The organism is Agrobacterium sp. H141 (assembly GCF_057158725.1).
Window position 1 is genome coordinate 1,899,727 of the sequence record NZ_CM169893.1, and the last position, 24,724, is coordinate 1,924,450.

The following is a 24,724-nucleotide window of genomic DNA, read 5'->3' on the forward strand; positions in this document are numbered from 1 at the left end:
CGCAGGGTGACTATGGCCTGTGTAAAGACGTTATGCGGATGGAAATGCCGGCGCGGCGAGCTATATTAACGTTTCTGAACTGTATTTCCGATGGCCGATATGTGATGTGTGCGGCCACCATTCATACCGAAGAGACATGTAAGCTTGAAGCCGGTCAATCAGGATAGCGCGAAGATCGAGTGGGCCGGCTCTTCCGAAGGCTCGGCGCGCACGCTCATGTTCAGCGGACCGTGGACCAATGCGTCCCTCGGGCCTGTGATATCCCAGCTAGACAGTGTCACCGGTGAGAATGCCCAAGGTGATGTCGCGCTCGACATTTCCGGTATTTCGACGATGGATATGGCGGGTGCCTGGTTGGTGCGGCGCATCTCCATCGGCTTTGATCAGCGCGGCCAAAAGGCATCTTTGGCAGGCGGTTCGGACACCATGATCGAACTGATCGAGGAGTTGCCCGACGAGGTCCCCAAACCCGCGCCAGCGGCTCCGAGGCCGCCGATTTTCGAACGCCTCTTCAGTCCACTCGGCAGGATGACTGTTGATCTCTGGGATGACGTTCTGGCGATGCTCTATGTCATAGGCTCGGCGGTACGTGGAGCCCAGACGAAGATCAATCGCGGCAGCGGCATATCTCCGGCAGCCGTGGTCAACCAGCTTGACCATATGGGCGTCCGCGCTGTTCCCATCATCACGCTGATGTCGTTTCTGATCGGAGCCATCATTGCCCAGCAGGGCGCGTTCCAGCTTCGCTATTTCGGTGCCGAGATCTTCGTGGTCGATCTCGTCGGCATTTTGCAATTGCGCGAAATCGGCGTGTTGCTGACTGCGATCATGATTGCCGGCCGGTCCGGTAGCGCCATCACGGCGGAAATCGGCTCGATGAAGATGCGCGAGGAAATCGATGCGCTGAAGGTGATCGGGCTCAATCCGATCGGCGTGCTGGTCTTTCCCCGTCTCGTTGCGCTGACCATTGCGCTGCCGCTGCTGACGATCATTGCCAACTTTGCCGCACTTTGCGGTGCAGCGGTGGTCTCGAATATCTATTCCGGCATCACCTATTCCGTCTTCCTGTCCCGGCTGCACGAGGCGATCGATTATTCGACGCTGGCATCCGGTATGATCAAGGCGCCCTTCATGGCCCTGATTATCGGCGTGGTTGCAGCGGTTGAGGGAATGAAAGTCGGTGGTAGTGCGGAATCGCTCGGTTTCCACGTCACGTCGTCGGTGGTGAAGTCGATCTTCGTCGTCATTCTTGTGGATGCGCTGTTTGCCATCTTCTATTCGGCTATCGATTTTTGAGGGGCCAGATGGAAGAGAGTGAAAACAGGGCTGAAAAGCGTGACGTGATCTTGTCGGTCAAGGATCTCACGGTCGGTTTCGGCTCCAAGATTGTGCTCGACAATCTCAATCTCGATATCTATCGCGGTGAAATCCTTGGCTTTGTGGGGGCGTCCGGTGCCGGCAAATCTGTTCTGATGCGCACTGTGCTCAGACTGTTGCCGCGGCGATCCGGAACCATCAATATTCTGGGTGCGGATTTCGACACGGTGGACGAGGCGGAGCGTATCCTGCTCGATACGCGTCTCGGTGTGCTCTTCCAGCAGGGCGCATTGTTCTCGTCACTGACCGTGAAGGAAAACATCCAGGTTCCCATGCGCGAATATCGCGATATGCCGAAGTGGTTGATGGATGAGCTGGCCTATCTGAAGCTGGAAATGGTCGGCCTTCATCCCGATGCTGCCGATAAATATCCATCCGAGCTTTCCGGTGGCATGATCAAACGTGCCGCGCTGGCCCGGGCGCTTGCCCTCGATCCCGACCTCGTCTTTCTCGACGAGCCCACCTCTGGCCTCGACCCTATCGGGGCCGCCGAATTTGATGAACTGATCGCGCATTTGCGCGACACGCTGGGACTGACTGTCTATATGGTGACCCACGATCTCGATAGCCTCTTTTCCGTCTGTGACCGCATTGCGGTTCTGGGGGAAAAGCGGGTCTTGGTCGAGGGGACCCTGGACGATATGCTTGCCTGTAAAGATCCGTGGGTCCAATCCTACTTCCGTGGGAAACGGGCACGCACCATCGACAGGAATGAGACCCCGGCGGAAACCGATAAAGTGATGGATGCCCATGGAAACCAAGGCTAACTACGCAATTGTCGGGTTTTTCGCGGTCCTTGTGATCGCGGCCGCCTTTGGCTTCGTCTACTGGATGTCCGAATTCGGACGCGGTGGCCCGACGGCGCAGCTTGTCATCCGTATTCCGGGTTCGGCCAACGGCTTGAGCGTTGGCTCGCCGGTGCGTTTTAACGGCATTGCGGTCGGCTCGGTCAAAAGCCTTTACATCGACAAGGACGATCCGAAGTTCACGATTGCGTTCAGTGAGGTTCGTGCCGATGCGCCGGTGACGAAGTCGACCACTGCGGTTCTGGAAATTCAGGGTTTGACCGGCGCTGCCTATGTCGAGTTGTCCGGTGGCAGCGCATCAGAGCCGTCCATCCTTGAAGAGGCAATCCGCAAAGAACAGCCCGCCCAGATTCTTGCCGATCAATCGAGCGTGACCAATCTTCTGGCCACAGCGGACAAGATCCTGAAGCGTGCGGATGATGCGATTGGCAATCTTCAGGGCTTCATCGAGGACTCGCGCGGGCCCCTGACCAATACGGTGAAGAATGCCGAAACCTTTTCCAAGGCGCTGGCAGACAATGCCGATGGCATCGACACCTTCCTGAAAAGTGTGAGTGCACTCTCTGATACGGTGACGGGGCTTTCGGGTCGTCTCGATTCAACGCTGACTGCCGTCGAAGATCTCGTTCGCGCTGTCGATGCGGACAAGATCAACAAGGTGATTGCCAATGCGGAGACCGTCAGCCAGCAGGTTGCTGATGCGTCCAAAAAGGTCGGTCCGACGCTGGATGACCTGAAGGACACCATCAATACCTACAAGACCTTCGGCGCCGATGCGACCAAGACGCTCGACAAGTTCGACAAGCTCATGGCCGCAGTCGACAGCCAGAAGATCGGCACGGCCATCGACAATATCACCGTCGCAACCGGCGATGCGCGCGAAGCGCTGTCATCATTCCGCAAGATCGGCGATGACGTCGGTGCGCGCAAGGACGATATCGATCAGGCGATCACCGATTTCACGCAACTGGCCAACAAGCTGAACAACTCGTCTGACAAGGTCGACAGTATCTTGCGCAAGGTGGACGAGTTGCTGGGAACGGATGACACCAAGTCGCTGTCTGCCGAGGCACGCAAGACGCTGGAATCGATCCGCGCGGTGGCCGAGAACATCAATTCCAAGGTCGGGCCGATTGCCGATAATCTCAGCCGCTTCTCCAGCGGCGGGCTTCGCGATATCGAAACTCTGGTCAATGACACGCGCAACACTGTGCGCAACCTCAATGATGCGATCAGCAACTTCGACAATGATCCGCAGCGGTTGCTTTTTGGCGGTGATACAGTCAAGCAATATGACGGGCGTACGCGCCGGTAAGGAATGGACATGCGGGACAGCGGACGGATGAACACCATGCGATGCACGGCGCACTTCAAATCGACAGTGAAGACCTTTGCTGCGATGTCTCTGGTGGCTGTGGCGCTTGCCGGCTGCCTGGGCGGCGGGGCGAAAAATGATACTTTCGATCTGTCGGCTGTTTCGAAAGTCGATGTGGCCCGGACTGCGCGCAATCGTCAGCTTCTGATCGCCGATCCGGCAGCACTGAAGGCGCTCGACAGTGAGAATGTTCTGGTGCGGGTCTCGTCTTCCGAAATCCGCTATCTTTCCAATTCGCAATGGAGCGACAAGCTGCCGCGCATGGTTCAGGCAAAGCTCGCCGAAGCCTTTGAGGACACCGGTCGGCTGGGGGGCGTTGGTCGTCCGGGCCAGGGACTTGCCATCGACTATCAACTTGTGACCGAGATCCGCTCGTTCGAGATCGATACCAGTGGCGCCGACCGTGCCAATGTGGAGATTTCCGTGAAGCTCCTCAACGACCGCAATGGTTCGGTGAAGGCGCAGGATACCTTCATTGCGACGGTCAATGCCAGGGGCACGCAGAACAGTGCCTATATCCAGGCGCTCGATCAGGCTTTCGGCGCTGTAACCGCGGATATCGTTCGCTGGACCCTGACCAAGATCTGACCTCCACTGGCAGCGCTTGGTGCGCCCGCCTGCATGACGCTCGTTCATAGTCGGTGACAATTGTTGGCCGTGACCCACCATGTATTTGGTGGAGGTGCGTGATGGCGCGCAATAGTTTCGTCTTCTCGCTATGAAGCCGTATCTCAACCCCGATCGCATCGGCTCGGTCTTTTCAAGCACTGCCCACATCACATCCGGATCGAGAAGCATGGGCGGATGGCGGCATCAGGCCATTTTGTCCGGCGATGCGAGCATTCGCAGTCTCAAGTCCTATGTCCGCTGAAACGGAAAAATCCGCCGGAATGACCGGCGGATTTTTTGTTTTCGGATTGTTGCGTCCGCCTTAGCTGAACCGGCCTGCCGCATGGGCCAGCATGGTGTAGACCTTGCCGGTGTCTGTGGTCAGATAGGCCTGCGTCGCGGTCTTGTCGCGGTCTGTGCGCGCGACGTCGGCGAGCAGCTTTTCGAAGTCGGCGATATAGCGGTCGACAGCGGTGCGGAATTCCGGCTCGCGGTCATACTTGCGCTTGATCTCGTCAAAGGTCTGCTGGCCCTTGAGCGTGTAGAGACGACGGGTAAAGACGTCGCGCTCACCGCGCTGATAACGGCGCCACAGATCGACCGAGGCATCGTGATCGATGGCGCGGGCGATATCGACGGACAGCGAGTTCAGCGATTCCACAACATGGCGAGGGTTGCGGGTGTCCTGCGGGCGCTGAGCGGCTGGCGCTGCTGCCGGGCGACTTGCGCTGCGGGCAGGGGCTGCCTGCGAGGCACCGTTGTCTTCTTCACGCGAGGCGCCACGCAGCAGGTCGCTGATCCAGCCGCCGCCTTCCTGCCCACCAGATGACGGGGCAGACTGACGTGCGGGCTGCTGATCGGCGGCGATGCTGCCACGCATGGCGAAAGGATCGGCTGGCTGGGCCGCACGCTGCGGTGTAGGCTGGGCCTGGGACACCTGAGCCTGCGGTGCCTGACGCGGTGCGGGAGCCGTCGGTTGTGGTGCGGCCGGTGCGGCTGCAGCACGCGGTGCCGACACTTCCATGGGCTGAACCGAACGGCCAACGAGCTGGGAAATGTCCTGCAGGGCGCGGATCTGTTCAGATACGGCGCGACGCATTGCGGCAGCGCTTTCCTTGGCTTCTTCCGGAAGATCGAAGGCACCGCGCTTCAACTCGTCGCGGGTCATGTCGAGTTCCTTGCGGATATCGGCAGCCGAGCGGCGGATTTCTTCCGTGGCACCGCCAAAGCGGCCAAGGGCGTCTTCGACCGCCGAGCGCAGAACTTCGCGCAAGTGAGCGGCAGCGCTGTCGGATTTGCGGCCGGCTTCGCTCAGAATGCCATCCACCTCACTGAGAGAGGAGGAGAGGCCGGAGCGTAGACGATCTGCAAGCTCGCCAGAGCGACGTTCTGCTTCGCTGAGTGTCTGCTCGATGGACTTGTTGGCCTCTTGCCCAGCGGACAGAAGCGCATTGCGCATCCCGTCTGCTGTTGCGTTGGCCTTGGTTTCCGTGTCGCTGAGGATACGACCGATATCGGCAAACGACGTCTGCACGCTCTGGCGCAGATTGCCGGCAACCTGACCCGAACGCTGTTCGGCGCGGTCAAAGGCAGCCTCGACCATGTTGCCGAGCATGCGCATGGTGGTTTCTATTTCCTCCGAGCGTGTCACCAGACCAACCGACAGGTCGCGAAGGGTCTGCTGACGCTCGTCGAGGGTGCCTGCAAGGTTCGATTGGGCTGCGCCCAGAAGATCCGATGCCTGGCTCAGCATCTTGGTATGATCGCCAAAGCGGGTGACGATGCCGCCGACCTGCGACAGCGTCTCGTTGGAGATTGCAATCAGCTTGCCGACCTTGTCGTCGACCAGGCGGCTCGACGTCGACAGGACTTCCGACGCACGGGCTGTCGATTCCTCAAACCTGTCGGTGGTGGCGATCAGCTTGCTGTCGACCTGTTCGAGGTTTTCGGCAGCCTTGGCGACAACATCGGAAATCGCGCTGTTGCTGTTGGCCAGGCGCTCGATCAACTGACCGGCGGTGGCAGCAAGGCTGCTTTCGCTGGCGCTGAGCGTGCGCGTTGCAAGCTCGGTGCGCTCCGCGATGGCATCGACGATAGCCGTGCTGTCGGAACGGATACGCTCGGCACCTTCCTGCACGGAGGCAGCGACCCGACCGGCGAAGGTCTCGCTGGCCTTCGTGTAATTCTCCAGAGCAGGCAGAGCCTTCTCGTCGAGAACGCGGTTGAACTCTGCGGAACGGCTCGACAGCATGGAATTGAGTTCGCGGGTGCGCTCGTCGAGCACCGCGCGAATGGACTCGCCACGCGCGGCTAGCGCCTTGTCGATCCCGTCCATCGACGTGCTCATTTCGGCAGCTGTGTTGCTGATGGCCGAGCGGATGGCATTGCCCCGTTCTTCCATCGTCGCACCGGCCTTGGCGAGACTTGCGTCGAGAGCGGCCAGACGCTGGCCGAGCAGGGTGTCGGCTTCTGCGACCTTGGCAATGATCGACTCGCTGGTCTCGGAGAAGCTCTGCGAGACGGCAGCAGCGCGCACGGTAAGGCGTTCCTGGGTCTCGGAAATACGGCTTTCCAGTTCCTGCGAACGTTCGTCGACGGCGCGCGTAAACTCGGCGCTGCGCTCACCGAGCCGGGAGGCAAACTGGTCCCCGGTTTCAGCCAGGTGGCTTGCAGAGCGCGCCGCTTCGTTGTCGATCTGCTGGGCGGCGTCCGATACAGCGGAACGCAGGGCAGCGGCAAGACCCGTGGCCTTTGTTTCGATCGTCTTGTTGACGTTTTCGAGGCCGACATTGAGGGCCCGGTCCATCGTCGACAGACGCTCGTCGATCTGTGCCGTGCGGCCATCGAAGGTCTCGACAACGCGGCCAGCACCGTCATCGATGACCTGGGCCACGCGCGCCGATGCCTCGCCGGTGACGCGCTCAAGATGCGACACCTTCTCGCCAAGCTTGGAGGCAAATTGCTCGCCTGCATCGCCCACCAGACCGGATACACCATCCAGGCCATTCTTGATGCGGTCTTCCAGGGTGTCGAGGCTGGTTTCGATGCGGCTGCCCGTTTCATCGAGGCGCTGCGTCATGCCGCCGATGGACTGTTCGATACGCAGTGAGAAGTCTTCTGCCGAACGGGTCACATTGTCGGCAGCGCCGCTGAGTTCGCCGGAGATCGCACCTGCGGTGCCGCGAAGGCGCTCGTCGAGATTGCGTCCGCTTTCTTCGATTGCCTTGCGCAGTTCTTCTTCGTGACCTTCGAAAGTCAGTTCCAGCATGCCGGCGCTTGCCGCAAGGGTCGCACCCATGGAGGTGCTCTGCTCGTGGAGCGTTGTTTCCAGCTGTTCTGCGGCCTGACGCAGGGATGCGGCAATCGCATCGCCATTGTCCGTCAGGGTGTTGCGAAGGCGATCATGGTTCTCACCGAGCGTTTCGGCAATGCGCGTGTGACCTTCGCCGAGCGTTTCAGTGATGCGCGCGTGACCGTCGCCAAGTGTGCCGGCGATCCGGTCATGCTTTTCATTCAAGGTCTCGGCAATGCGAGAATGGGTGTCGCCAAAGGTCTCTTCCATGCGCGAGAGGCTGGAGGAAAGGGTGGAATCAATCCGCTGTGAACCCTCGCCAAACACGGATTCAACCCGCTCGGCGTTGCTGTTCAAGGTATTGCCCAGGCTGTCGGTGTGTCGCGTCAGACTATCGTCGAGACGCCGCTGATTGTCTTCGAATGCCGCCTGCATCATTTCGGCGCGCAGGTTGAAGGCCGTTTCGATTTGAAGATCGGCGTCGGAAACAGCGTCCAGCAAAGCAGATGATTTCTTGTCGATGGCTTCCGAGAGATAAAGCTCGGAGGCGGCAATGGAGTCGGTGATGGTCGATGTCCGGGTCGCCAGGCTGTCGTCGATCTTCTGATGACCATCCTCGAAGGCACGGGTGATGGCTTCAGCGCGGCCGTTCAGTGTTTCTGCAATGCGGTTTTCTGCATTTTCAAAGCTGCCCTCGAATGCCGCGACATGGCCGCCAAGACTGCCGTCGATCTTCTCATGACCTTCTTCGAAGACGCGGTTTATGGCTTGCGTGCGGCTATCGAGCGTTTCGGCGATGCGCTGCTGGGCATTGTCGAATGTGCCGGAGAATTCTGCGGCACGTGAGCCAAGCGTCTCTCCGAGCTTCAGGTGGCCTTCCTCGATTGCCTTGGTGATCGCGTCCGAACTGGATTCGAGCGTGGAGGAAATCAACATCTCGGCGCCTGCAAGCGAGCCGGCAAGATCGGCTGCACGGGAATCCAGGCTTTCGTCGAGGTTGATCTGACCCTTTTCGAGGGCCTCGGTAATCGCCTGTGTCTTGTTTTCCAGTGTTTCGGAAATCAGCAGTTCGGCGCCTGCAAGCGAACCGGCAAGATCGGCTGCGCGGGAATCGAGGCTTTCGCTCAGGTTGTTTTGACCGAGTTCGAGCGCCTGAGTGATAGCCTTGGTGTTGTTTTCGAGTGTCTCCGAAATCAACATCTCGGCACCGGCGAGCGAACCGGCAAGATCGGCTGCGCGGGAATCGAGGCTTTCGTTGAGGTTGTTATGCCCCTGTTCGAACGCCTGAGTAATCGCCTTGGTCTTGTTTTCGAGTGTTTCGGAAATCAGAAGCTCGGCTCCTGCAATCGAGCCAGCAAGGTCTGCGGCATGATTGTCGAGGCTTTCGTCGAAATGCGTCTGGCTTGCCGCCAGCGCCTCGGTAATTTCGCGGGTGCGGCTGGCAACCGTTTCACCCAGCTGTGAGCCGCGCTCATCGAGCGTGCCGTCGAGGCGCGCGCGCGCTGCTTCCAGCGTTTCGTCGATCTGCTGGACCTTGGCGGCCATGGCGTCAGCGATTTCACGTGCCCGATCGGCCAATGCGCTGTCCACCAGGTCGTGGCTGGTCGCCAAGGTGGTGGCCAGAGCAAACGACTGGTCGTTCAAGGTCGAGCCCAGACGTTCGATGCTGGATGTCAGAATGCCGTCGATTGCATCGGTGCCGCCACCGAGGGATTCGTTGATACGGCTGAGGCTTTCGCTGAGTTTGGCATCGAGTGAACCGGACCGCTGGTCGAAGGCGGAGGCAAATTCGGAGACCCGCTCGTCGAAGACCGTGTTGATCTGGCCGACGGTCGTTTGCATGCGATCTTCGAACAGACCGGTGCGCAGGTCCAGATCGACGATGGCGTCATCCGCGGTCGTCTTCAGGGCATGACGGAAGCTTGCGCCCTTTTCATCGAGGGCGGAGTTCAGGCGGGCCAGAACGTTATCGAGCGAGCCGGTGATCTCTTCTTCACCGGAGGTCAGGCTGTCGGCGATGGCGCGGGTGCGCTCGACCAGCGTATCGTTGAGCTGCTTGGCACGCTCGCTGAGCGCCTCATTCAGTTTTTCAGTATTGGCTTCCAGTGTCGATGCGCGTGTCTCGAATTCGCCAAGCAGTTCCTGGCCACGCTCGGAAAGCGTTGAGGACAGGGTCTGAAGCCGGGTGTCGAATTCGCTGGCAAGGGATATGCCCGATGCGGTCAGAGCCTGCACGAGGTTTTCCGTCTTGGACGACAGAAGGCTGCCAAGCGCTGCTGTTGCACTGTTGGACTTGTCCGTGAGGATCGCCGCGCGCGTGTCGATCATCGACGCAAAGGCTTCGCCCGATGTTGCAAGCCGCACGGCAACTTCTTCTGTGGCCAGCGACAGGTCTTCCTTGAGTTGTTCGTGTACGCCCACGATGGAAGACCGGATGCGTTCAGCGTGATTGACGATGGCGTCGCGCTCGGAGCCCAGTTCCTGGACCAGGCTGCGCACGCGCAATTCATTGTCGGTATAGCTGCGTTCCAGTGCCGTCACTTCGGAATGGACGAGAGTCTCAAGCTCGGTTGCGCGTGCAATCGTGCGCTCGATGCCTTCGTTCATGGCAGAGACTTCGCGGCGAACCGCCTGACCCACCGTCATGATGCGTTCGGAGGCAACGGTTTCGGGTTCGGCAAGACGAAGCGCGACTTCCGCCATCGAACGCGCAGCACTGCGCAGCTCGTGAGCGCGCGCCATCATGATGGAGAAAGCAAAGAACAGCATGACCGGAATGATCGTGCCGACCAGAATGGCCACGAGACCAGGCATGTCGGCAATATCGGCCACGGAGGAAGCATTCCAGATCGCATTGCCGTAAAGAAGCTGTGCCAGGCCGAAAGCGCCCACGACCCAGACGAGCGATACGATACCGGCAGTGCGAAGCGCCGAACGCATCGAGCCGTTCTCAAGGGATTTCATGATGGCGGAACTGCTGCGGCGGGAGCGATCATTCGCCGGCTGGAAAGCAGGGGATTTGGGGGCAGGTTCCGACGCGCCGTCTGCGCTGCGACCGGACTTGGTTTGCCGCGCGGCGTTCTGCCTCTGATTATTCGTATCGGACACATTGGCCTCCAGTGCGTCGACTCCGTTACCATTCGAACGCAGTGCAGGCTCTTCGCTCTCCGCGAAGTTACTCCGCAAGGCTTCCTCAAGGGCCTGATAGGCGTTGTCGTCTATCGTTTCGCCTGATTTCTTACTCGCCATCGGATTACGCCTCGATACTGCCTGGACCGCTGGATCCGCACTAGAGCTCAACCGCCGGTGAAAAATATGCCTGCGGGCAAGCCGTCATTGGTATTTCAATTCCGCCGCCGCGCGGAAAAATCTATCCCGTTTTCATACAGCGGCGACATGGCTCCTTTACAGCGTCCGATGCCACTCTCATAACATCTTGGCGCCTCTGGCTCCAAAGTCGTGCGCGAATTTGCCCACGAAACCGTCTCGTAGTGACACATTCAGCCTGTTGTGACAATTAAATGCAATTGGCGCGCATGGTCTAAGTCGGTGCTTGTTAACAGTTTTTAGGCTTTCTTAATGGCGGAAAGCCCTGCTTTGTTAGATGTTTAGTGAATATTAACCATATCTGAAGCTTTTTGGCACACCAGGTCTCGCTATTAACGTGAAAACCATTGCTCGGCCCGCATCGTCGTCATGCCAAATAAGAACGACAGGGGAAACTTGCATCATGGCAGCACTGAATATCGCATTTGAAGCGCCGGACAATTCGGTCGGCTACCGTCACGGGCAACCGCGCCCGATCAATCTCGTCCAGCTGGCAATTTACGCCAAGGGCGACAAGCAGCGCGAGCTTGAAGTCTTGCAGGCCTTTGCCCGCCAGGCTCGGCATTGTCTCACGCATTTCATCAGCGACGATCACGAGCAGGTGCTGGCTGCTGCCGAAAAACTCAAGAAAGCGGCCTTGTCCGTCGGGGCGGATCGTGTGGCCGATGCCGCACAGGCGCTCGAGAGCCAAGGCATCGACCCGGCATCGATTGCGGTTGCTGGTGCGGCGATCGTCGAGGCGGAGAACTTCATTCAAAAACTGAACCGCTGAATGCATCGGTGCAATCGCATCGTGGGGAGTGGGGACTGGACCGGTCGTAATGGCCGGTTTTCCCGTTTTTGACCGGGTAACGGGCAAATTGCTTTTTGCCGTGCGAATATTGACTGCCCCTATGATTTGCTGGAATAAAGCGCGACCTGTTCTCGGTAAAATCTGGATCCCAATTTCATGACAAAGCTCACAATCGTCGCCTTCGACGGAACCCGCCATGACCTCGATGTGCAGGATGGCTCGACCGTTATGGAAAATGCGGTGCGCAATTCCATTCCCGGCATCGAGGCAGAGTGCGGTGGCGCCTGTGCTTGTGCGACCTGTCATGTCTATGTCGACGAGGCCTGGACGGAGGCTGTCGGCGCGCCTGAGCCCATGGAAGAGGACATGCTGGATTTCGCCGCCGATGTGCAGCCGAATTCGCGTCTTTCCTGTCAGATCAAGATGGGGCCTAATTTTGACGGCCTCGTCGTGCGCGTGCCTGAACGGCAGGGCTGAGCCTGCAAAAAAGCCCCGCTACACCGGCTTGCGGTGAGCGAGGCAATGGGGCGCATCACCGGGGGAAGAGGGAGGAGCTACCCGCGGTAGTTGAGGACGCGCCAGGAGAACCTGGGAAACTCTGTAACTGTACGCTTGCTGTTGATGACAGTTATATTTGTGTTTGTTAGCAAGTGCTACACTGACAAATGCCCAGTTATTCACAGGGGCGTGCACAAGGTTCGCGCAAGTTCAGTGCTCAAAAAGCACAGAAAGCGACGTATGCAGTAGAAAATCTGGGGTTTTCTTAGCGTCCGGCCTGCTCGGCGCGGTAATCGATAATCCGAGTGATTCGTTTTTCGAAGTTGATCGACTCGACTCGGTCGAAGCGTCGTTGATCCTTGTCGTGGCGCGACAGTTCCTTATCGCTCAGTTCCGCGACCTTGGCCTCAAGCAAATCGCAGTCGCGCATGGGGCGCAGGCGCTTCAGGCTTTTTTCAAGCCGACGGGCGTGCTGACGGGCAATTTCCGCGTGGCGTTCTTCGTGGCGCTTGATGTCGCTCGACAAAGCGTCCCAGACCAGTGCGATATCCGGTCCGGCCTTCCGGCGGTTTTTCCAGCGGGGCAGGATGATGCGGGTGGTCAGGGTGACCTTTACATCGCCAATTTCGCAGCGCTTCGGTTTTTCGACATAGGTCAGTTCGCCGCCGAATTTGATTTCGGTTGCGCCGGGATGACGCGATCCGGTGCCTTCGGTATAGGGGCCACGACGGGAAAGCTCGCGGTCGAGATCGTCCGCCGTCTTTCCGCCGATCTGGTAGTAGCTGATAGAATTGTGAAAAACGGTCTCGGCTGCCACGCCCTGGCTGGCAAATGCGGTGATAGCCGCTGCGCAGACAAGTCTCGTGAGGGCGCGGGAAATTATCATGGAGCGAGTCCGTCGTGTTGTGTTCGGAGTGAGCTTGGGGCATAGCCTTGGCGAGCGCAATATCGGCGTCAGTAAAATTTAATAACGTCGGGAGTAGGGCAGTTATGGAAGCCGCGCCGCAAAAGTTGTGGAGACTTGCGCACGGACGCAGCCTTGCCCTTGGAGGCAGGGCTGTGGTGATGGCGATCGTCAATGTCACCCCGGATTCCTTCTCCGATGGCGGTCGCCACAATGGTGTGGATGACGCCGTTCGCCATTCCCTGGCATGTGTCGCAGAGGGTGCCGAGATCGTCGACATCGGCGGTGAATCGACACGCCCGGGGGCCGCGCCCGTTTCTCCGGCGGAAGAGCAGGACCGGGTCTTGCCGGTGATCGAAAAGCTGACGCGCGAAAGCGAATGTCTGATCTCGATCGACACCTACCGTGCGGAGACAGCACGTCTGGCGCATATGGCAGGTGCTCATATTATCAACGACGTTCACGGGCTACAGCGCGAGCCGGAGATTGCAACAGTTGCCGCCAAGGGACAGGCGGGGCTGTGCATCATGCATTCGGGCCGCGGACGTGACAGGTTGGCAGATGTTGTCGATGACCAGTTCGACTACCTTGAACGCTCGCTGGAAATCGCCGAGCGGGCAGGGGTTGCGCGATCATCGATCGTGCTCGATCCCGGCTTCGGCTTTGCCAAGGAGAGCGAACGCGAGAATGTTGAACTGATGGCGCGCTTTGAGGAGTTGCACCGTTTCGACCTGCCATTTCTGATCGGAACGTCGCGCAAGCGGTTTCTCGGTTCCATCACCGGGCGCGAGGCTGCTGATCGCGATGCGGCGACGGCTGCGACCAGCGTCATCCTTCGGCTGAAAGGTGCGCAGATCTTCAGGGTTCACAACGTGGCCCTCAACCTCGACGCGCTAAAGGTAGCTGACGCTGTGTTGGCGCTGCAAAGACAGAATTGACGAGGACAGAGATTTTGAACGGGCTTTATACGATCGAGATGCGAAATTGTGCCTTCTTCGCCAGGCATGGCCTTTATGAAGAGGAAGCCAATCTGGGGCAGAGGTTCTTCGTGGATGTGGAACTGGATGTCGAGGCTGGCAATGCTCTCGAAGACGACACGATCGACAACACCGTCGATTACGGCGTCGCGTTCAAGGTGGTCGAGGAGATTGTCACGAAGACGCGCCGTCACTTGATAGAGGCGCTCGCCAATGACATCGTCAAGGCGCTTTTGGCGCGCTTTGAAACCATCACCCGCGCGCGGATTACCGTTCGCAAACCCAGCGCTCCGATCCAGGGTGTTCTCGATTATGTGCAGGTGAGTGTTGAACAGGTCCGCTGATCTTCGCCCGCACCGCGCCACCCTCGGCCTTGGTGGAAATATCGGCGATCCGGTGGATGCCATGGCCAAAGCGTTGCGCGAACTCGATTCGCGTACGGACTGTCGCGTCACGGCTGTGTCGGCTGTTTACCGCACCCCGCCGTGGGGCATGACTGATCAGGCCGATTTCTTCAACTGTTGCGCATTGGTGGAGACCAGTCTGGAGCCGCAGCCGCTGCTCGAACTTTGTCTGGATATCGAGCGAACCATGAAGCGGGTGCGAAAGCAACGTTGGGGCCCCCGGACCATCGATATCGATATTCTGACTTATGATGAGCAGGACGTCTCGACAGAGACGCTGGCGATCCCGCATCCGCGCATCACGGAGCGCGCGTTCGTTCTGGTGCCTCTGGCCGATATCGCGCCGGACCTTGCCATTGCTGGTCGCTCAGTCAGTTCTTGGCTGGCGGATATCGATACAGATGGCATCGAAACAGCGGACGCAAGCCGTGACTGGTGGCAGCGAACAAGCTGACGGTTGCGACTTACTTGCCGACAGACCCAACGGCGAGGGCATCAACCTGACGGTTGAGCTTGAGGCCGATCACCGGGACCATCTGTTCTGCCACCTTCACCGAGATGGTGATGTGCATCGCGGTGTCTTTGTCCATGCGCGCAACGATTGCGCCGTCGAGCTTTGCCCGGTTGATGTTGACGACCACCTTGTCACCGGCAACCACGCCGGACACGATGTCGAGACCCTTGCCCTTGGCGCCGTCCAGGAACTTGCCCTGATAGCGATTGTTGTCCCAGGCGATGACGGCCGACATCGGCTGCGAGAACATGCCGACGCGGCAGGTGCCGTCAAGCTTCATGCCTGTCGCACCATTGGGCGACGATTCACCGGTCAGGTTGCAGGTAAACTTGGTGCCCTTGTATTTGCCGGCGACGATTTCGCCGGGACCCTTCCAATAACCGGCGACGGTATCGAAAAAGCGCTTGTCGCGGTTGGAGCCCGCTTCAGCGGACGACAGAGGTGCAAACGCCATGAAGACAGAGAGCGCGGCCACAAGGCCGGAATGGATAACGGTATGGCGAGACATCATGCACCCATGGGTACGAGCAACGAAAAACTTGCCCGACAATAGCGTTCAAATGGTTAATGCTTTATTTCCGTTAACTTTAATTCAACGCCGCGGCAATGGGAAACTTCAGTCGTCGCGACTGGTTTTTGCCGTCGAATTGCCTGTCATGCTGGGTGTCAGATCGGATATGAAGTCGCCGATGCCCGGGCGCTTCAGGGCCGCAAAGGGTAGCGGCCTGCACAGATCCATGGCGGCAATGCCGATGCGGGCGGTCATTAGTCCGTTGATCACGCCTTCGCCGAGTCGGGCCGATAGCCGCGATGCGAGACCATGGCCCAGCACCTGCTGCACCAGACTGTCGCCGACCGCAATCGATCCGGTGACGGCAAGATGGGCAACGACGTCGCGCAGCAGCCTTAGCATGCCGAAGGTGCCGGGATGTCCGCCATAGAGTTCGGCCATTGCCCGGACAAGACGCACGACTTCATAAAGAACATAAGCGAGATCGACGATGGCGCGGGGGCTGACGGCGGTGACGACTGAGACGCGCTTGGCGGAATTGAGGATCAGCGCGCGGGCCTTGCGGTCGAGCGGAGACAGCAGTTCGCGCTCTGCAAGGGCCAGAAGTTCGGGGGGATCGATAATGTCGTCGCGCACGTCCTCCATGGCTGCGCGGCCCTTTGCCGTTTCGGGTCGCTCGGCCAGAAGGCTGGTGAGCCGTGACACCACCGAGCGCGCCTCGGATGATCGGTTAAGAGCAAGTGCTTCTGCAGCAGACGTCTTCAGCTTTTGCGCGGCCTCGAGCCGCATGATCCCTCTGATCTCGCGCAGGATCGCGATCAAAAGGGCAAGCAGGCCGATCGTCACCAGCCCGATCGCTGTATAGCCAAGCCAGTCGGCGCGGGTGAACAGGTCGCGGATGAGGGCGTCTGTCCAAAGGCCTATGGCCAGCGAAAACAGAATGCCGAAGGCGCTTGCGGCGAGCTTCAAGAACGAGAAGCGGCGCTTGCGCGGCACGGCGAGGGGCGGGACATCGGCATCGACGGCCTGTTCGGCCAGAAATGCATCCTCTTCATCGGGAATGACGTCGACTTGATAGTCGAAGCTGCGTGGCTGCCGTTTTGCTCTGTCGGGCTGCCTTGGTGTGTCTTGCGGCGGATCGACGGAAAACGCTGCGGGACGTCGTGTTTTATTGCCGGGGGTGACGGGTGGCTTGCTCATGCCAGTCGGTCTCCGATCAGAAACTGCAATGCGCGATCCAGCCGGATATGCGGTACCGACAAGGTCAGTCCGTCGCCGGTCTCTTCCAGCTTCGGGGGGCGAAAGCGCAGGATGTTGAGGTGCGGGAGATGGGCATGGAGCGACGGATCGTCCAGTTCACGGAAGAACCCGCTCGGGTCCTCCGGCAAGTCTCCGGGAAAGACGGCAGTGCTGCGATTGCCATCGAAGCGCTCACCGCCGATGGTTTCGCCTGCCATGGGCGTGCCGACGATGACGGGCAGTTCCTCACCGTTCTCCTTGACGTTGGCCTCCCGGGTTGCCCGAACGGAGGCCAGTGCCATCACTTCAATACCGGCGCCCGAACGGCCGATGGTTTCAATGGCCCGATCCACGAGGCGGCGTGTGACCGCCTGAAGGCGGTCATGGCTTTCGTGATGCAGATGGTCGGCCTTGGTGGCTGCCACCAGGACCTTGTCGATACGGCGACGAAGGAGGGCGCTTAGAAAATTATTGGTGCCGGGGCGGAAACAGCCGAGCACGTCGGCCAGTGCCCGTTCCAGATCCTGAACGGCTTCGGGGCCGCGATTGATGGCCTGCAAAGCATCGACCAGCACGATCTGGCGGTCGAGGCGGGCGAAATGCTCGCGGAAGAAGGGTTTGACGACCACGGATTTATAGGCCTCGAAGCGACGCTCCATCATGGCGCGCAGCGAGCCCGAGGGCGGGCGCTCATCGGGCATATCGGGAAGGGGAGCGAAGGTGAGTGCCGGTGACCCTTCCAGATCGCCGGGCATCAGGAAGCGACCTGGCGGAAGCGTTGACAACGAGCGTTCATCAGCCTTGCAGGCGCGCAGATAATCGGAAAAGAGCGCCGACAGCTTTCGGGCCGTCATCTCGTCAGCCGGCGCATCCATATCGATTTTTGCGCTTTCCTCCAGCCAGGCCGTCGACAGGTCAGAGCGGATACCCGTTCGGGCCAGTTCCACCGTATTGGCGCTGAAGGTTCGATAATCCTGTTGGAGCAGAGGCAGGTCGAGCAGCCATTCGCCGGGATAATCGACAATATCGATGGAGAGCTTTCCGGACGAAAACATGCGGCTCCAACCGCTTGCGCTTTCATACTGGATCGTCAGACGCAGCTCGGAAATCGCTCTCGTCGAATCGGGCCATATCCGATCGCGCACCAGCGCGCGGATATGATCTTCATACTGAAAGCGCGGAACGGCATCGTCGGGCTGCTCCTCCAGCGTCACGCCGCTTACCCGACCTGATCGCATGGCCTCAAAAAGCGGCAGGCGACCGCCATGCAGCAAATTGTGAACCAGTGACGAGATGAAGACAGTCTTTCCGGCGCGCGATAGTCCCGTCACACCCAGACGCAATGTCGGATGAACGAGATTGGATGCCCTGTCGGATAAGTTGTCGAAGGCAATCGCCGCTTCATCGGCAATGGACGTGATCAGTGGCGGCAAAGCTGGCTCCCGGTTGCTGTCTCCCGGTCAATATAGGTCCCCGGTAGCGGCTAAAAAAGGCAAGGAGACGTGGCATTTGCAGTTCGGTGCCGCACTTGTCCCCGCAGGCTACCTATTCCTGAAGGAAATCCACCAGAACCCAGGCATAGGGTGCCTTGGCCTTCGGATCTGTGCGGTCCAGGACTGCGAGGCCGGCAGTTGGATATCCAAAGGGTATGGCGCGATGGAAGACGTCTTCACCGACCAGCTCGACAAGTGCCTCTTCCATGGCGGGATTATGTCCAACGATCATCAGGGACGTGGAGCTGGTCTGCGCCGCAATGATTTCCAGAAGGGTATCGGCGGGTGCATTGTAGAGCGTGTCAATGAAATTGCAGTCGAGCTCCTCATCCATGCTTCGGCGAATGGCCTCTGATGTCTGACGGCAGCGTTTTGCGGTGGAACTGAGCAACCGGGCCGGAACGTAGTTTTTCCCGGCAGCCTTGTCGGCCACAATTTCGGCTTCGGCGTAGCCCTCGTCTGTCAGTTCGCGGTCGAAGTCGCTTGTGCCGGGCTGTGCCCATGCCGCATTGGCGTGGCGCATAAGATAAAGACGGCTAAGGGGCGATTTGGTAAACGTCATCCGGTCCGTCATCGTGATGGGTGGAGCCAGCCAGCGGCATGGTTCTAGCCTTACCTTTTGTCGTCCTTAAATGGAATTCATCCCTGGTGGATAATTCGCCTGCTGCCCCATTAAAGTTTGAAACTGTCGGTTTCGTGCCGTTCAAGAAAATTCAATTTTGAGGAGAGTTGGTCGGTCGAGAACTTTTCATGCCTAGATATTGACATGTATTAAATCGGGAATCCTGCGTGTTGCACTGCACATGCTGTAGAATTAGGCGTGTTTTGCCAATTTCCGATTAAAAATGAGGCGTTTATGAGGGTTTTATGACGTGTTGAGAATTAACCGAAACCTTTCATTCAGGCTTGAATCAGTCGTTTCGAAAAGGTATACAGCCGCCCATTGAGATGTTCTTCAGGAGAATCGCGTTGAGTGAGAAGATCAATCTTGGCAATCATGTACTCTCTGAAAATGAGGAGTTCATGAGTGCAAACCAGAAGGCATACTTTCGCGCCAAATTGATTGCGTGGAAGAATGATATCCTTCGGGAGGCGCGCGAAACGCTTGGCCATCTGGCCGAGGAAAGCGCAAATCATCCTGACCTGGCTGACAGGGCATCATCCGAAACAGACAGGGCCATTGAGCTTCGCGCACGCGATCGCCAGCGCAAGCTTATTTCCAAGATCGACGCTGCCTTGCAGCGTATCGATGAGGGAACATATGGTTACTGCGAGGAAACAGGTGAGCCTATCGGTTTGAAGCGGCTGGACGCACGTCCGATCGCCACACTGTCGATCGAGGCGCAAGAGCGGCACGAGCGGCGGGAAAAGGTCTACCGCGACGAATAATTGCGTCGCCGCAGTCGTGACAGGTGCGGGGCGTTCGTTTCGCACCCGGATGGCGATGGCTCGCAGATACGGACATTTTTCTTACGGCGCCTTCGGGCGCCGTTTTTCATGTCGAGGGGCTTTCAGTCGCTGCGTTTGACTGACATCTCACCGAAAATACGGGCAATTTCCGTCTGCAAGCTTGGTTCTTGCTGATTGGCGGCTTGCGGGGTTGTCGTCTTCGTTGCGGGTTGTGCTGCGGTCGAGCCAGCGGAGGAGGCGACCGGGCGCAGTGGCGGATCGACCATGACCATAGGCGCAGCTGTGGGCCTGGGGGGCATGACAGTGGGGGCCAGCGGGCGCTGCGGCGCAGCAGGCATGTTGTCTGCGAGGCGCAGATTCATTTCATCCTCCAGGATGCGCTCAAAGTCGCTTGACGGTTTGCCCGGTGCCTTGGGCTGCGGGACCGGTTGGCCGGCAGGTGGCATTGATGCCGCGGGCGAGGGCATCGCCGCTGGCATCCTCGCCGGGTCTGCTTGCGGTGTCAGAACACGGCTGCGCGCCGCCTCAAGGATATCGTCGACACTGTTTTCGTCGGTTATCTGCGGCGGTTCAGGTTTCTGCCGGCTTGCGGGTGGATTATCGGGCGGCGTGGGCGCCGAGACCGATATGGCTTGGGCAGGCGAAGCGGAAGGTTCGACAGCCGTGTTCTGCTGCTCGCCTTCTTCGCTGGCGGTCAGTGAAGTCGGTGTCACCGGTTGCACTTTGGCGGAATAAGTATCGTCGTCTGCTTCCGGTTCGAAAGGGTTGTCGACGATCGGTGTCTGCCTGCTGCGCGGTGGCTCGGGCTCTGCTGCCATTGTCGGTGCTGATGTTACAGTCGCTGGATCTGGTGCAGCAGCAGGAGGTGGCGTTGGGACCGCTTTTGGGGCGGCGGCAACAGGTGCTGCCTCGGCGCGGCGCTCCCCGACCGGTGGCTGAGGCATGGGACGCCGAGTGTCTACGGCCAGAGGGCGGGCCGGAGGCTCCGATTCTGCGATGGCCTGCGGTTTCTCCGGCTGGGCGGGGATCGAAGTGGCTGCTGCCTCTGGAACGGAAATATAAGTTCGTTCGTCGCCAATGCCGCTCTCGATGACGATATCGGTCGGTCCACCGATCATGACCAGATGTTCGACATTGTCGCGCCGGATCAGGACAATGCGTCTGCGCGCGTCCACTGCCGCCGCATCCAGCACCTGCAGCCGTGGCTGGCGGTTGCGGCCGCCCCTGACAAAGGGGGACGGCGCCTTATGGCGCAGAAGCCAAAGAACTGCAAAAAGGCAGAGTATCGCGAGACTTACGCCGACGGCGGCGACAAGGAAGCGGTTTCCATAGGCCGTAATCAGATCATCAAGCATAGCAATACCTCTCTCTGGCACATTTGACAGAAGACGTCTTTTTTCGCAGCGAAGCAAGGCATGGGCAAGGCCTGCATCGTAGCAAGTTTCAACATCTCCGACAGTTGGCGCTGTTTCCCGCGCGCAACATGCGTTAAGAGGCTTTGAATTCCCTGTGAATTGGCGGGATGAAACTGACCCGGCGGTCCTTTTTGTAGCAGCCGCAAATTGCTAAGAGAGAATCGCCGGTAGAATTGTGGGGTCTGTCAGGGATCGTCGCAGAACATCAATCATGAGGAATGGATGAACAGTTTGCAGCAGGCCGGTCAGACGGAAGCGCCGCTGGTGGACCGTGCAAAACGATCCGGCACAGCCTTGCGCGTCATTTTACTGGCCTTCGTCCTCATTGCCGCGGCCGTCGCCTTCGTGGTGTTCAAGGACAAGCTCGACAACGAGATCGTGCTTGGCATGCTTGGCGTGCTGGCCATGGTCGGCATCTTCTTCCTGGTGTCCGCTGTCATCGGCTTCGTCGAGGTCACACCCAATGCTGCGCATGATTCGTTGGGCCGTGATTTTCTGGCGAGCCAGCCCGAAGGTACGCTGATTACGGATCTGAAAGGTCGCATCGTCTATGCCAATGCTGCCTATGGCCGCATGACAGGGGCAACCAAGGCGACAGACGTGCAGACGCTCGAAATGTTGTTGTCGAAACAGCGGGAATCGAGCGAGGCGCTTTACCGGCTGACCAATGGTCTGCGCGAAGGCAATGAGGGTTACGAGGATTTTCGCCTCATCAAGCCGCTTGGCACGCAGCAGCCGAACGGGACTGGCGCACATTGGTACCGGCTGACTGCCCGTCTTCTCGAGCAGGAAGACAGGGGTGAGAAACTTCATGTCTGGCGGATTGCCGATATCAGCGCCGAGCGCGACGAGCAGGAGCGGTTCTTCCGCGAATTGCAGAATGCCATCGATTATCTCGACCATGCGCCGGCCGGTTTCTTTTCTGCCGGACGCAAGGGCGAAATCTACTATCTGAACGCCACGCTTGCCGAATGGCTGGGGATCGATCTCACGCAGTTTTCGCCGGGCTCGATCTATCTGTCCGATCTGGTGGCGGGTGAGGGCATGGCGCTGGTGCAGTCGGTGCATGCCGAGCCGGGTCTGTCCAAAACCGAGGCGCTTGATCTGGACCTCAGACGCAGCAACGGCCAGAGCCTGCCGGTGCGGCTCGTGCACCGTGTTCGCACCGCGCGCGACGGTGCGCCGGGCGAAAGCCGCACGATTGTGCTCACGCGCCAGGATTCTGGCAGCGATACGTCCGATTCCAGCGCCTCGATGCGGTTCACGCGCTTCTTCAATAATACGCCGATGGCAATTGCCTCGGTGGACGGCAATGGTCGAATTCTCAGGACCAATGCGCCCTTCCTTCGCCTGTTCTCCGATATCGTGCCTCGCGATGAAGTGGGCAATCAGGCTCTCATGGAAGCGGTGATTCATGAGAGTGATCGGGCGGTCTTTGCCGAGGCGCTGGCTGCCGCCAAGGACAGGCAGGTCGATATTGCGCCGATCGACTCGCGTCATCCGCTCAACGATACGCGCTACTTCCGCTTTTACGTGAATGCCGTCATCGACCAGAGCGACGAGGCGCCGGAAGAGGCGGCGATTGTCTATGCGGTCGATGTGACCGATCAAAAGGCGCTGGAAGCGCAGATGGCGCAGACGCAGAAGATGAATGCGGTTGGAACGCTTGCCGGTGGTATTGCGCATGACTTCAACAATGTCCTGACGGCAATCCTTCTCTCCTCCGATCACCTGCTTTTGCAGGCAAGACCTGCGGATGCGAGCTTTGCCGATCTGATGGAAATCAAGCGCAATGCCAACCGCGCTGCCGTGCTGGTGCGTCAGTTGCTGGCGTTCTCACGCAAGCAGACCATGCGTCCGACCGTACTCAACCTGACCGATGTCATCGGCGACCTGCGCATGCTGGTGGACCGGTTGATTTCCGGCACGAATGTCAAGCTCAAGGTGGAATTCGGCCGCGACCTCTGGCCGGTCAAGACCGATCTGTCCCAGTTCGAGCAGGTGCTGATCAACCTTTGCGTCAATGCGCGCGACGCCATGCCGGATGGCGGCGCGATTACCGTCAAGACAAGCAATGTCACGGCCGCTCAGGCCGCAGCCTTCGATTATCGCGGGCTGGCTGCTGAAGATTTCGTGATGGTCGAGGTCTCGGATAACGGCACCGGTATCGCACCTGAGATCATGGACAAGATCTTCGAGCCGTTCTTTACCACCAAGGATGTTGGCAAGGGCACCGGCCTTGGGCTTGCCATGGTGTATGGCATCGTCAAGCAGTCGGGCGGTTACATCTATCCGGAATCGGAAGTGGGCAAGGGTACGACTTTCCGCATTCTGCTGCCACGCTACGAGCAGGAAGCGGTGCTTGCCGAGCAGGCCGATGTCGAAAAGGCGGAAGGTGCCGCTGCCTCTTCGCAGGCAAAGCTGTCAAATGGCGAAGGCACCGACCAGCAGGATCTCACCGGGCAGTCGGCTGTCGTGCTTCTGGTCGAGGATGAAGAGGCCGTCCGTCGCGGCGGCAAACGCATGCTGGAGACGCGCGGCTATACCGTTCACGAGGCCGGCTCCGGGATCGAGGCGCTCGACATCATCGAGGAGCTCAATGGCGCAATTGACATTGTGGTATCCGATGTGGTGATGCCGGAGATGGACGGACCGAGCCTGTTGAAGGAAATCCGCAAGGTTTATCCGGACCTCAAGTTCATTTTCGTGTCCGGTTATGCCGAGGATGCCTTTGCCCGTAACCTGCCTGCTGACGCCAAATTTGGCTTCCTGCCGAAGCCGTTTTCCCTCAAGCAGCTGGCTGTGGCCGTGCGTGAAATGCTCGACAGTTGATGGGATCTATTGGCATTTGCGGGTGCTGGCCGCTGTCAGGGCGGATTGCGAAATCTGCTAAAATTATAATCAATAGATATACATAAGCATTGCCGCCTGAACGGGTTTCACCTAAGCTTCAGCGTCTGCGGTTGTGACATGCGCGACATGGGGGTGCGTAGACTGAAAGGTTTGCGTCGGTTGTCTTGAACATACGCGGTGGAAAAACTGTGACTGGCGATGACAGTTCGGGCCGGAACGAGATTGTTGCCGGGGTACAGGCGGCCGAGACGCTGAAGGATATTGGTGAGTTAATCGTCACTATCCGCGATCGCTTCGGCTTTTCCTATTACAAGGTCTATTGCGCTTATCCGGTCGAGCATATGCCTTTGCGCGAACAACTCCTGATCTATAGCTTCCCGGAATCTTTCATGGATCATTTCGAGGCCATCGGTCGGCGAATTTGCCTACCCTCTACCGCTTTCGATCTGTCCAAGTCTCTGTCTTATCAGTGGGGCGTTGCGGAATTTGCCGAAGGCCTCGATCCGTCGCAGCACGCGATCATGAGCGATCTGCTCGTCCGGTTCAAAATCAATCGTGGCGCGTATCTGGCGATAAACGGTTTGAAAGGAACAGAACGCATCATCGGATTTTACGGCGATCGTGAAAGGCTGTCTGAGGAGGAGATGGAGGAACTCAGTTTCCTCTCGATCCAGGTCATTCATCGCCTGAGAGAGTTCGACAAGCGCGCTGGACTGGCCGGTTCCGGATTGTCTGATCTGGAGATACGCTGTCTGGAACTTGCGTCTGCGGGCGGGGATTCCGAGCTGCTGGCCCGAGAACTTTCCCTATCCATCCGCACCATCCGCTATCTCGTCAGCGGGCTTTGTGGAAAGCTCGGTGTGGAGCGGCTGGAACAGGCCGTGGCGGAAGCGCTCCGCCGCGGTTATATTTCCTGATAGGTCTTCA

General features: G+C 58.9%; 19 protein-coding genes. 12 read left to right on the forward strand and 7 right to left on the reverse strand.

The window, feature by feature from the left end; all coding sequences use genetic code 11:
* The first annotated feature begins 144 nt into the window (after positions 1-144).
* The 4 genes from ACWPM9_RS08685 to ACWPM9_RS08700 all read left to right on the forward strand — a co-directional run bounded on the left by ACWPM9_RS08685 (position 145) and on the right by ACWPM9_RS08700 (position 4,146).
* Positions 145-1,296, forward strand: coding sequence for an MlaE family ABC transporter permease (locus ACWPM9_RS08685; protein ID WP_484757414.1), 1,152 nt, complete (start codon positions 145-147; stop codon positions 1,294-1,296).
* 8 nt (positions 1,297-1,304) lie between these two features.
* A complete protein-coding gene (locus ACWPM9_RS08690) occupies positions 1,305-2,144 on the forward strand; it encodes an ABC transporter ATP-binding protein (RefSeq protein ID WP_484757415.1) in 840 nt (279 codons plus the stop codon).
* Positions 2,128-3,498 (forward strand): MlaD family protein, encoded by a 1,371-nt coding sequence (locus ACWPM9_RS08695; RefSeq protein WP_484757416.1) that lies wholly within the window; start codon positions 2,128-2,130, stop codon positions 3,496-3,498. The genes ACWPM9_RS08690 and ACWPM9_RS08695 overlap by 17 nt, the downstream gene beginning before the upstream one ends.
* A gap of 84 nt (positions 3,499-3,582) precedes the next feature.
* A complete protein-coding gene (locus ACWPM9_RS08700) occupies positions 3,583-4,146 on the forward strand; it encodes an ABC-type transport auxiliary lipoprotein family protein (protein ID WP_428187494.1) in 564 nt (187 codons plus the stop codon).
* A 343-nt stretch (positions 4,147-4,489) separates the two neighbouring features.
* On the opposite strand, the gene ACWPM9_RS08705 is transcribed toward ACWPM9_RS08700, so the two are convergent.
* Positions 4,490-10,708 carry an apolipoprotein A-IV repeat region-like domain-containing protein gene (locus ACWPM9_RS08705; RefSeq protein ID WP_484757417.1) on the reverse strand — a complete coding sequence of 2,073 codons (6,219 nt, stop codon included), beginning with the start codon at positions 10,706-10,708 and terminating at the stop codon, positions 4,490-4,492.
* 481 nt (positions 10,709-11,189) lie between these two features.
* Between ACWPM9_RS08705 and ACWPM9_RS08710 the strand changes: the two genes are divergently transcribed.
* Entirely contained in the window at positions 11,190-11,558 is a 369-nt protein-coding gene (locus tag ACWPM9_RS08710) for an Hpt domain-containing protein (RefSeq protein WP_428187028.1), read from the forward strand.
* Between the two features lie 177 nt (positions 11,559-11,735).
* Positions 11,736-12,056, forward strand: coding sequence for a 2Fe-2S iron-sulfur cluster-binding protein (locus ACWPM9_RS08715; protein ID WP_484757418.1), 321 nt, complete (start codon positions 11,736-11,738; stop codon positions 12,054-12,056).
* Positions 12,057-12,342: 286 nt separating this feature from the next.
* Here ACWPM9_RS08715 and ACWPM9_RS08720 read toward each other — a convergent pair whose 3' ends face one another.
* On the reverse strand, positions 12,343-12,963 hold the full coding sequence (locus ACWPM9_RS08720; protein ID WP_428187026.1) for a DUF922 domain-containing Zn-dependent protease: 621 nt from the start codon (positions 12,961-12,963) through the stop codon (positions 12,343-12,345).
* A gap of 104 nt (positions 12,964-13,067) precedes the next feature.
* Here ACWPM9_RS08720 and folP point away from each other — a divergent pair, with 104 nt between their 5' ends.
* The 3 genes from folP to folK all read left to right on the forward strand — a co-directional run bounded on the left by folP (position 13,068) and on the right by folK (position 14,816).
* The gene (folP, locus tag ACWPM9_RS08725; protein ID WP_428187025.1) at positions 13,068-13,919 is read left to right on the forward strand and encodes a dihydropteroate synthase; all 852 of its coding nucleotides are present in this window, start codon (positions 13,068-13,070) and stop codon (positions 13,917-13,919) included.
* Between the two features lie 38 nt (positions 13,920-13,957).
* Positions 13,958-14,302 carry a dihydroneopterin aldolase gene (folB, locus tag ACWPM9_RS08730; RefSeq protein ID WP_428187493.1) on the forward strand — a complete coding sequence of 115 codons (345 nt, stop codon included), beginning with the start codon at positions 13,958-13,960 and terminating at the stop codon, positions 14,300-14,302.
* Between the two features lie 61 nt (positions 14,303-14,363).
* Positions 14,364-14,816 (forward strand): 2-amino-4-hydroxy-6-hydroxymethyldihydropteridine diphosphokinase, encoded by a 453-nt coding sequence (gene folK, locus ACWPM9_RS08735; protein WP_484757626.1) that lies wholly within the window; start codon positions 14,364-14,366, stop codon positions 14,814-14,816.
* A gap of 10 nt (positions 14,817-14,826) precedes the next feature.
* On the opposite strand, the gene ACWPM9_RS08740 is transcribed toward folK, so the two are convergent.
* The 4 genes from ACWPM9_RS08740 to ACWPM9_RS08755 all read right to left on the reverse strand — a co-directional run bounded on the left by ACWPM9_RS08740 (position 14,827) and on the right by ACWPM9_RS08755 (position 18,681).
* On the reverse strand, positions 14,827-15,387 hold the full coding sequence (locus tag ACWPM9_RS08740) for a hypothetical protein (RefSeq protein WP_484757419.1): 561 nt from the start codon (positions 15,385-15,387) through the stop codon (positions 14,827-14,829).
* Positions 15,388-15,492: 105 nt separating this feature from the next.
* A complete protein-coding gene (locus ACWPM9_RS08745) occupies positions 15,493-16,587 on the reverse strand; it encodes a YcjF family protein (protein WP_484757420.1) in 1,095 nt (364 codons plus the stop codon).
* On the reverse strand, positions 16,584-18,059 hold the full coding sequence (locus ACWPM9_RS08750) for a YcjX family GTP-binding protein (protein ID WP_484757421.1): 1,476 nt from the start codon (positions 18,057-18,059) through the stop codon (positions 16,584-16,586). Before ACWPM9_RS08750 ends, ACWPM9_RS08745 begins: the two co-directional genes overlap by 4 nt.
* A 112-nt stretch (positions 18,060-18,171) precedes the next feature.
* Positions 18,172-18,681, reverse strand: coding sequence for a SixA phosphatase family protein (locus ACWPM9_RS08755; RefSeq protein ID WP_484757422.1), 510 nt, complete (start codon positions 18,679-18,681; stop codon positions 18,172-18,174).
* Positions 18,682-19,088: 407 nt separating this feature from the next.
* Here ACWPM9_RS08755 and dksA point away from each other — a divergent pair, with 407 nt between their 5' ends.
* Positions 19,089-19,508 (forward strand): RNA polymerase-binding protein DksA, encoded by a 420-nt coding sequence (gene dksA, locus ACWPM9_RS08760; RefSeq protein ID WP_428187019.1) that lies wholly within the window; start codon positions 19,089-19,091, stop codon positions 19,506-19,508.
* A 122-nt stretch (positions 19,509-19,630) separates the two neighbouring features.
* On the opposite strand, the gene ACWPM9_RS08765 is transcribed toward dksA, so the two are convergent.
* Positions 19,631-20,884 carry a flagellar biosynthetic protein FliO gene (locus tag ACWPM9_RS08765; protein WP_484757423.1) on the reverse strand — a complete coding sequence of 418 codons (1,254 nt, stop codon included), beginning with the start codon at positions 20,882-20,884 and terminating at the stop codon, positions 19,631-19,633.
* A 282-nt stretch (positions 20,885-21,166) separates the two neighbouring features.
* Between ACWPM9_RS08765 and cckA the strand changes: the two genes are divergently transcribed.
* Together cckA and ACWPM9_RS08775 are read left to right on the forward strand one after the other, a co-directional pair.
* Entirely contained in the window at positions 21,167-23,776 is a 2,610-nt protein-coding gene (cckA, locus tag ACWPM9_RS08770; protein WP_428187017.1) for a cell cycle histidine kinase CckA, read from the forward strand.
* Between the two features lie 209 nt (positions 23,777-23,985).
* A complete protein-coding gene (locus ACWPM9_RS08775; protein ID WP_484757424.1) occupies positions 23,986-24,714 on the forward strand; it encodes a helix-turn-helix transcriptional regulator in 729 nt (242 codons plus the stop codon).
* Positions 24,715-24,724 lie beyond the last annotated feature (10 nt).

Bases quoted from the DNA above. Each gene is read 5' to 3' on its own strand.
- ACWPM9_RS08690 (WP_484757415.1), top strand. From the start codon at position 1,305: ATGGAAGAGAGTGAAAACAGGGCTGAAAAGCGTGACGTGATCTTGTCG.
- ACWPM9_RS08695 (WP_484757416.1), top strand. From the start codon at position 2,128: ATGGAAACCAAGGCTAACTACGCAATTGTCGGGTTTTTCGCGGTCCTT.
- ACWPM9_RS08765 (WP_484757423.1), bottom strand. From the start codon at position 20,884: ATGCTTGATGATCTGATTACGGCCTATGGAAACCGCTTCCTTGTCGCC.
- ACWPM9_RS08715 (WP_484757418.1), top strand. From the start codon at position 11,736: ATGACAAAGCTCACAATCGTCGCCTTCGACGGAACCCGCCATGACCTC.
- ACWPM9_RS08710 (WP_428187028.1), top strand. From the start codon at position 11,190: ATGGCAGCACTGAATATCGCATTTGAAGCGCCGGACAATTCGGTCGGC.
- folK (WP_484757626.1), top strand. From the start codon at position 14,364: ATGGCCAAAGCGTTGCGCGAACTCGATTCGCGTACGGACTGTCGCGTC.
- folB (WP_428187493.1), top strand. From the start codon at position 13,958: ATGCGAAATTGTGCCTTCTTCGCCAGGCATGGCCTTTATGAAGAGGAA.
- ACWPM9_RS08740 (WP_484757419.1), bottom strand. From the start codon at position 15,387: ATGATGTCTCGCCATACCGTTATCCATTCCGGCCTTGTGGCCGCGCTC.
- ACWPM9_RS08755 (WP_484757422.1), bottom strand. From the start codon at position 18,681: ATGACGTTTACCAAATCGCCCCTTAGCCGTCTTTATCTTATGCGCCAC.
- ACWPM9_RS08745 (WP_484757420.1), bottom strand. From the start codon at position 16,587: ATGAGCAAGCCACCCGTCACCCCCGGCAATAAAACACGACGTCCCGCA.
- ACWPM9_RS08720 (WP_428187026.1), bottom strand. From the start codon at position 12,963: ATGATAATTTCCCGCGCCCTCACGAGACTTGTCTGCGCAGCGGCTATC.
- ACWPM9_RS08700 (WP_428187494.1), top strand. From the start codon at position 3,583: ATGTCTCTGGTGGCTGTGGCGCTTGCCGGCTGCCTGGGCGGCGGGGCG.
- ACWPM9_RS08705 (WP_484757417.1), bottom strand. From the start codon at position 10,708: ATGGCGAGTAAGAAATCAGGCGAAACGATAGACGACAACGCCTATCAG.
- folP (WP_428187025.1), top strand. From the start codon at position 13,068: ATGGAAGCCGCGCCGCAAAAGTTGTGGAGACTTGCGCACGGACGCAGC.
- cckA (WP_428187017.1), top strand. From the start codon at position 21,167: ATGAACAGTTTGCAGCAGGCCGGTCAGACGGAAGCGCCGCTGGTGGAC.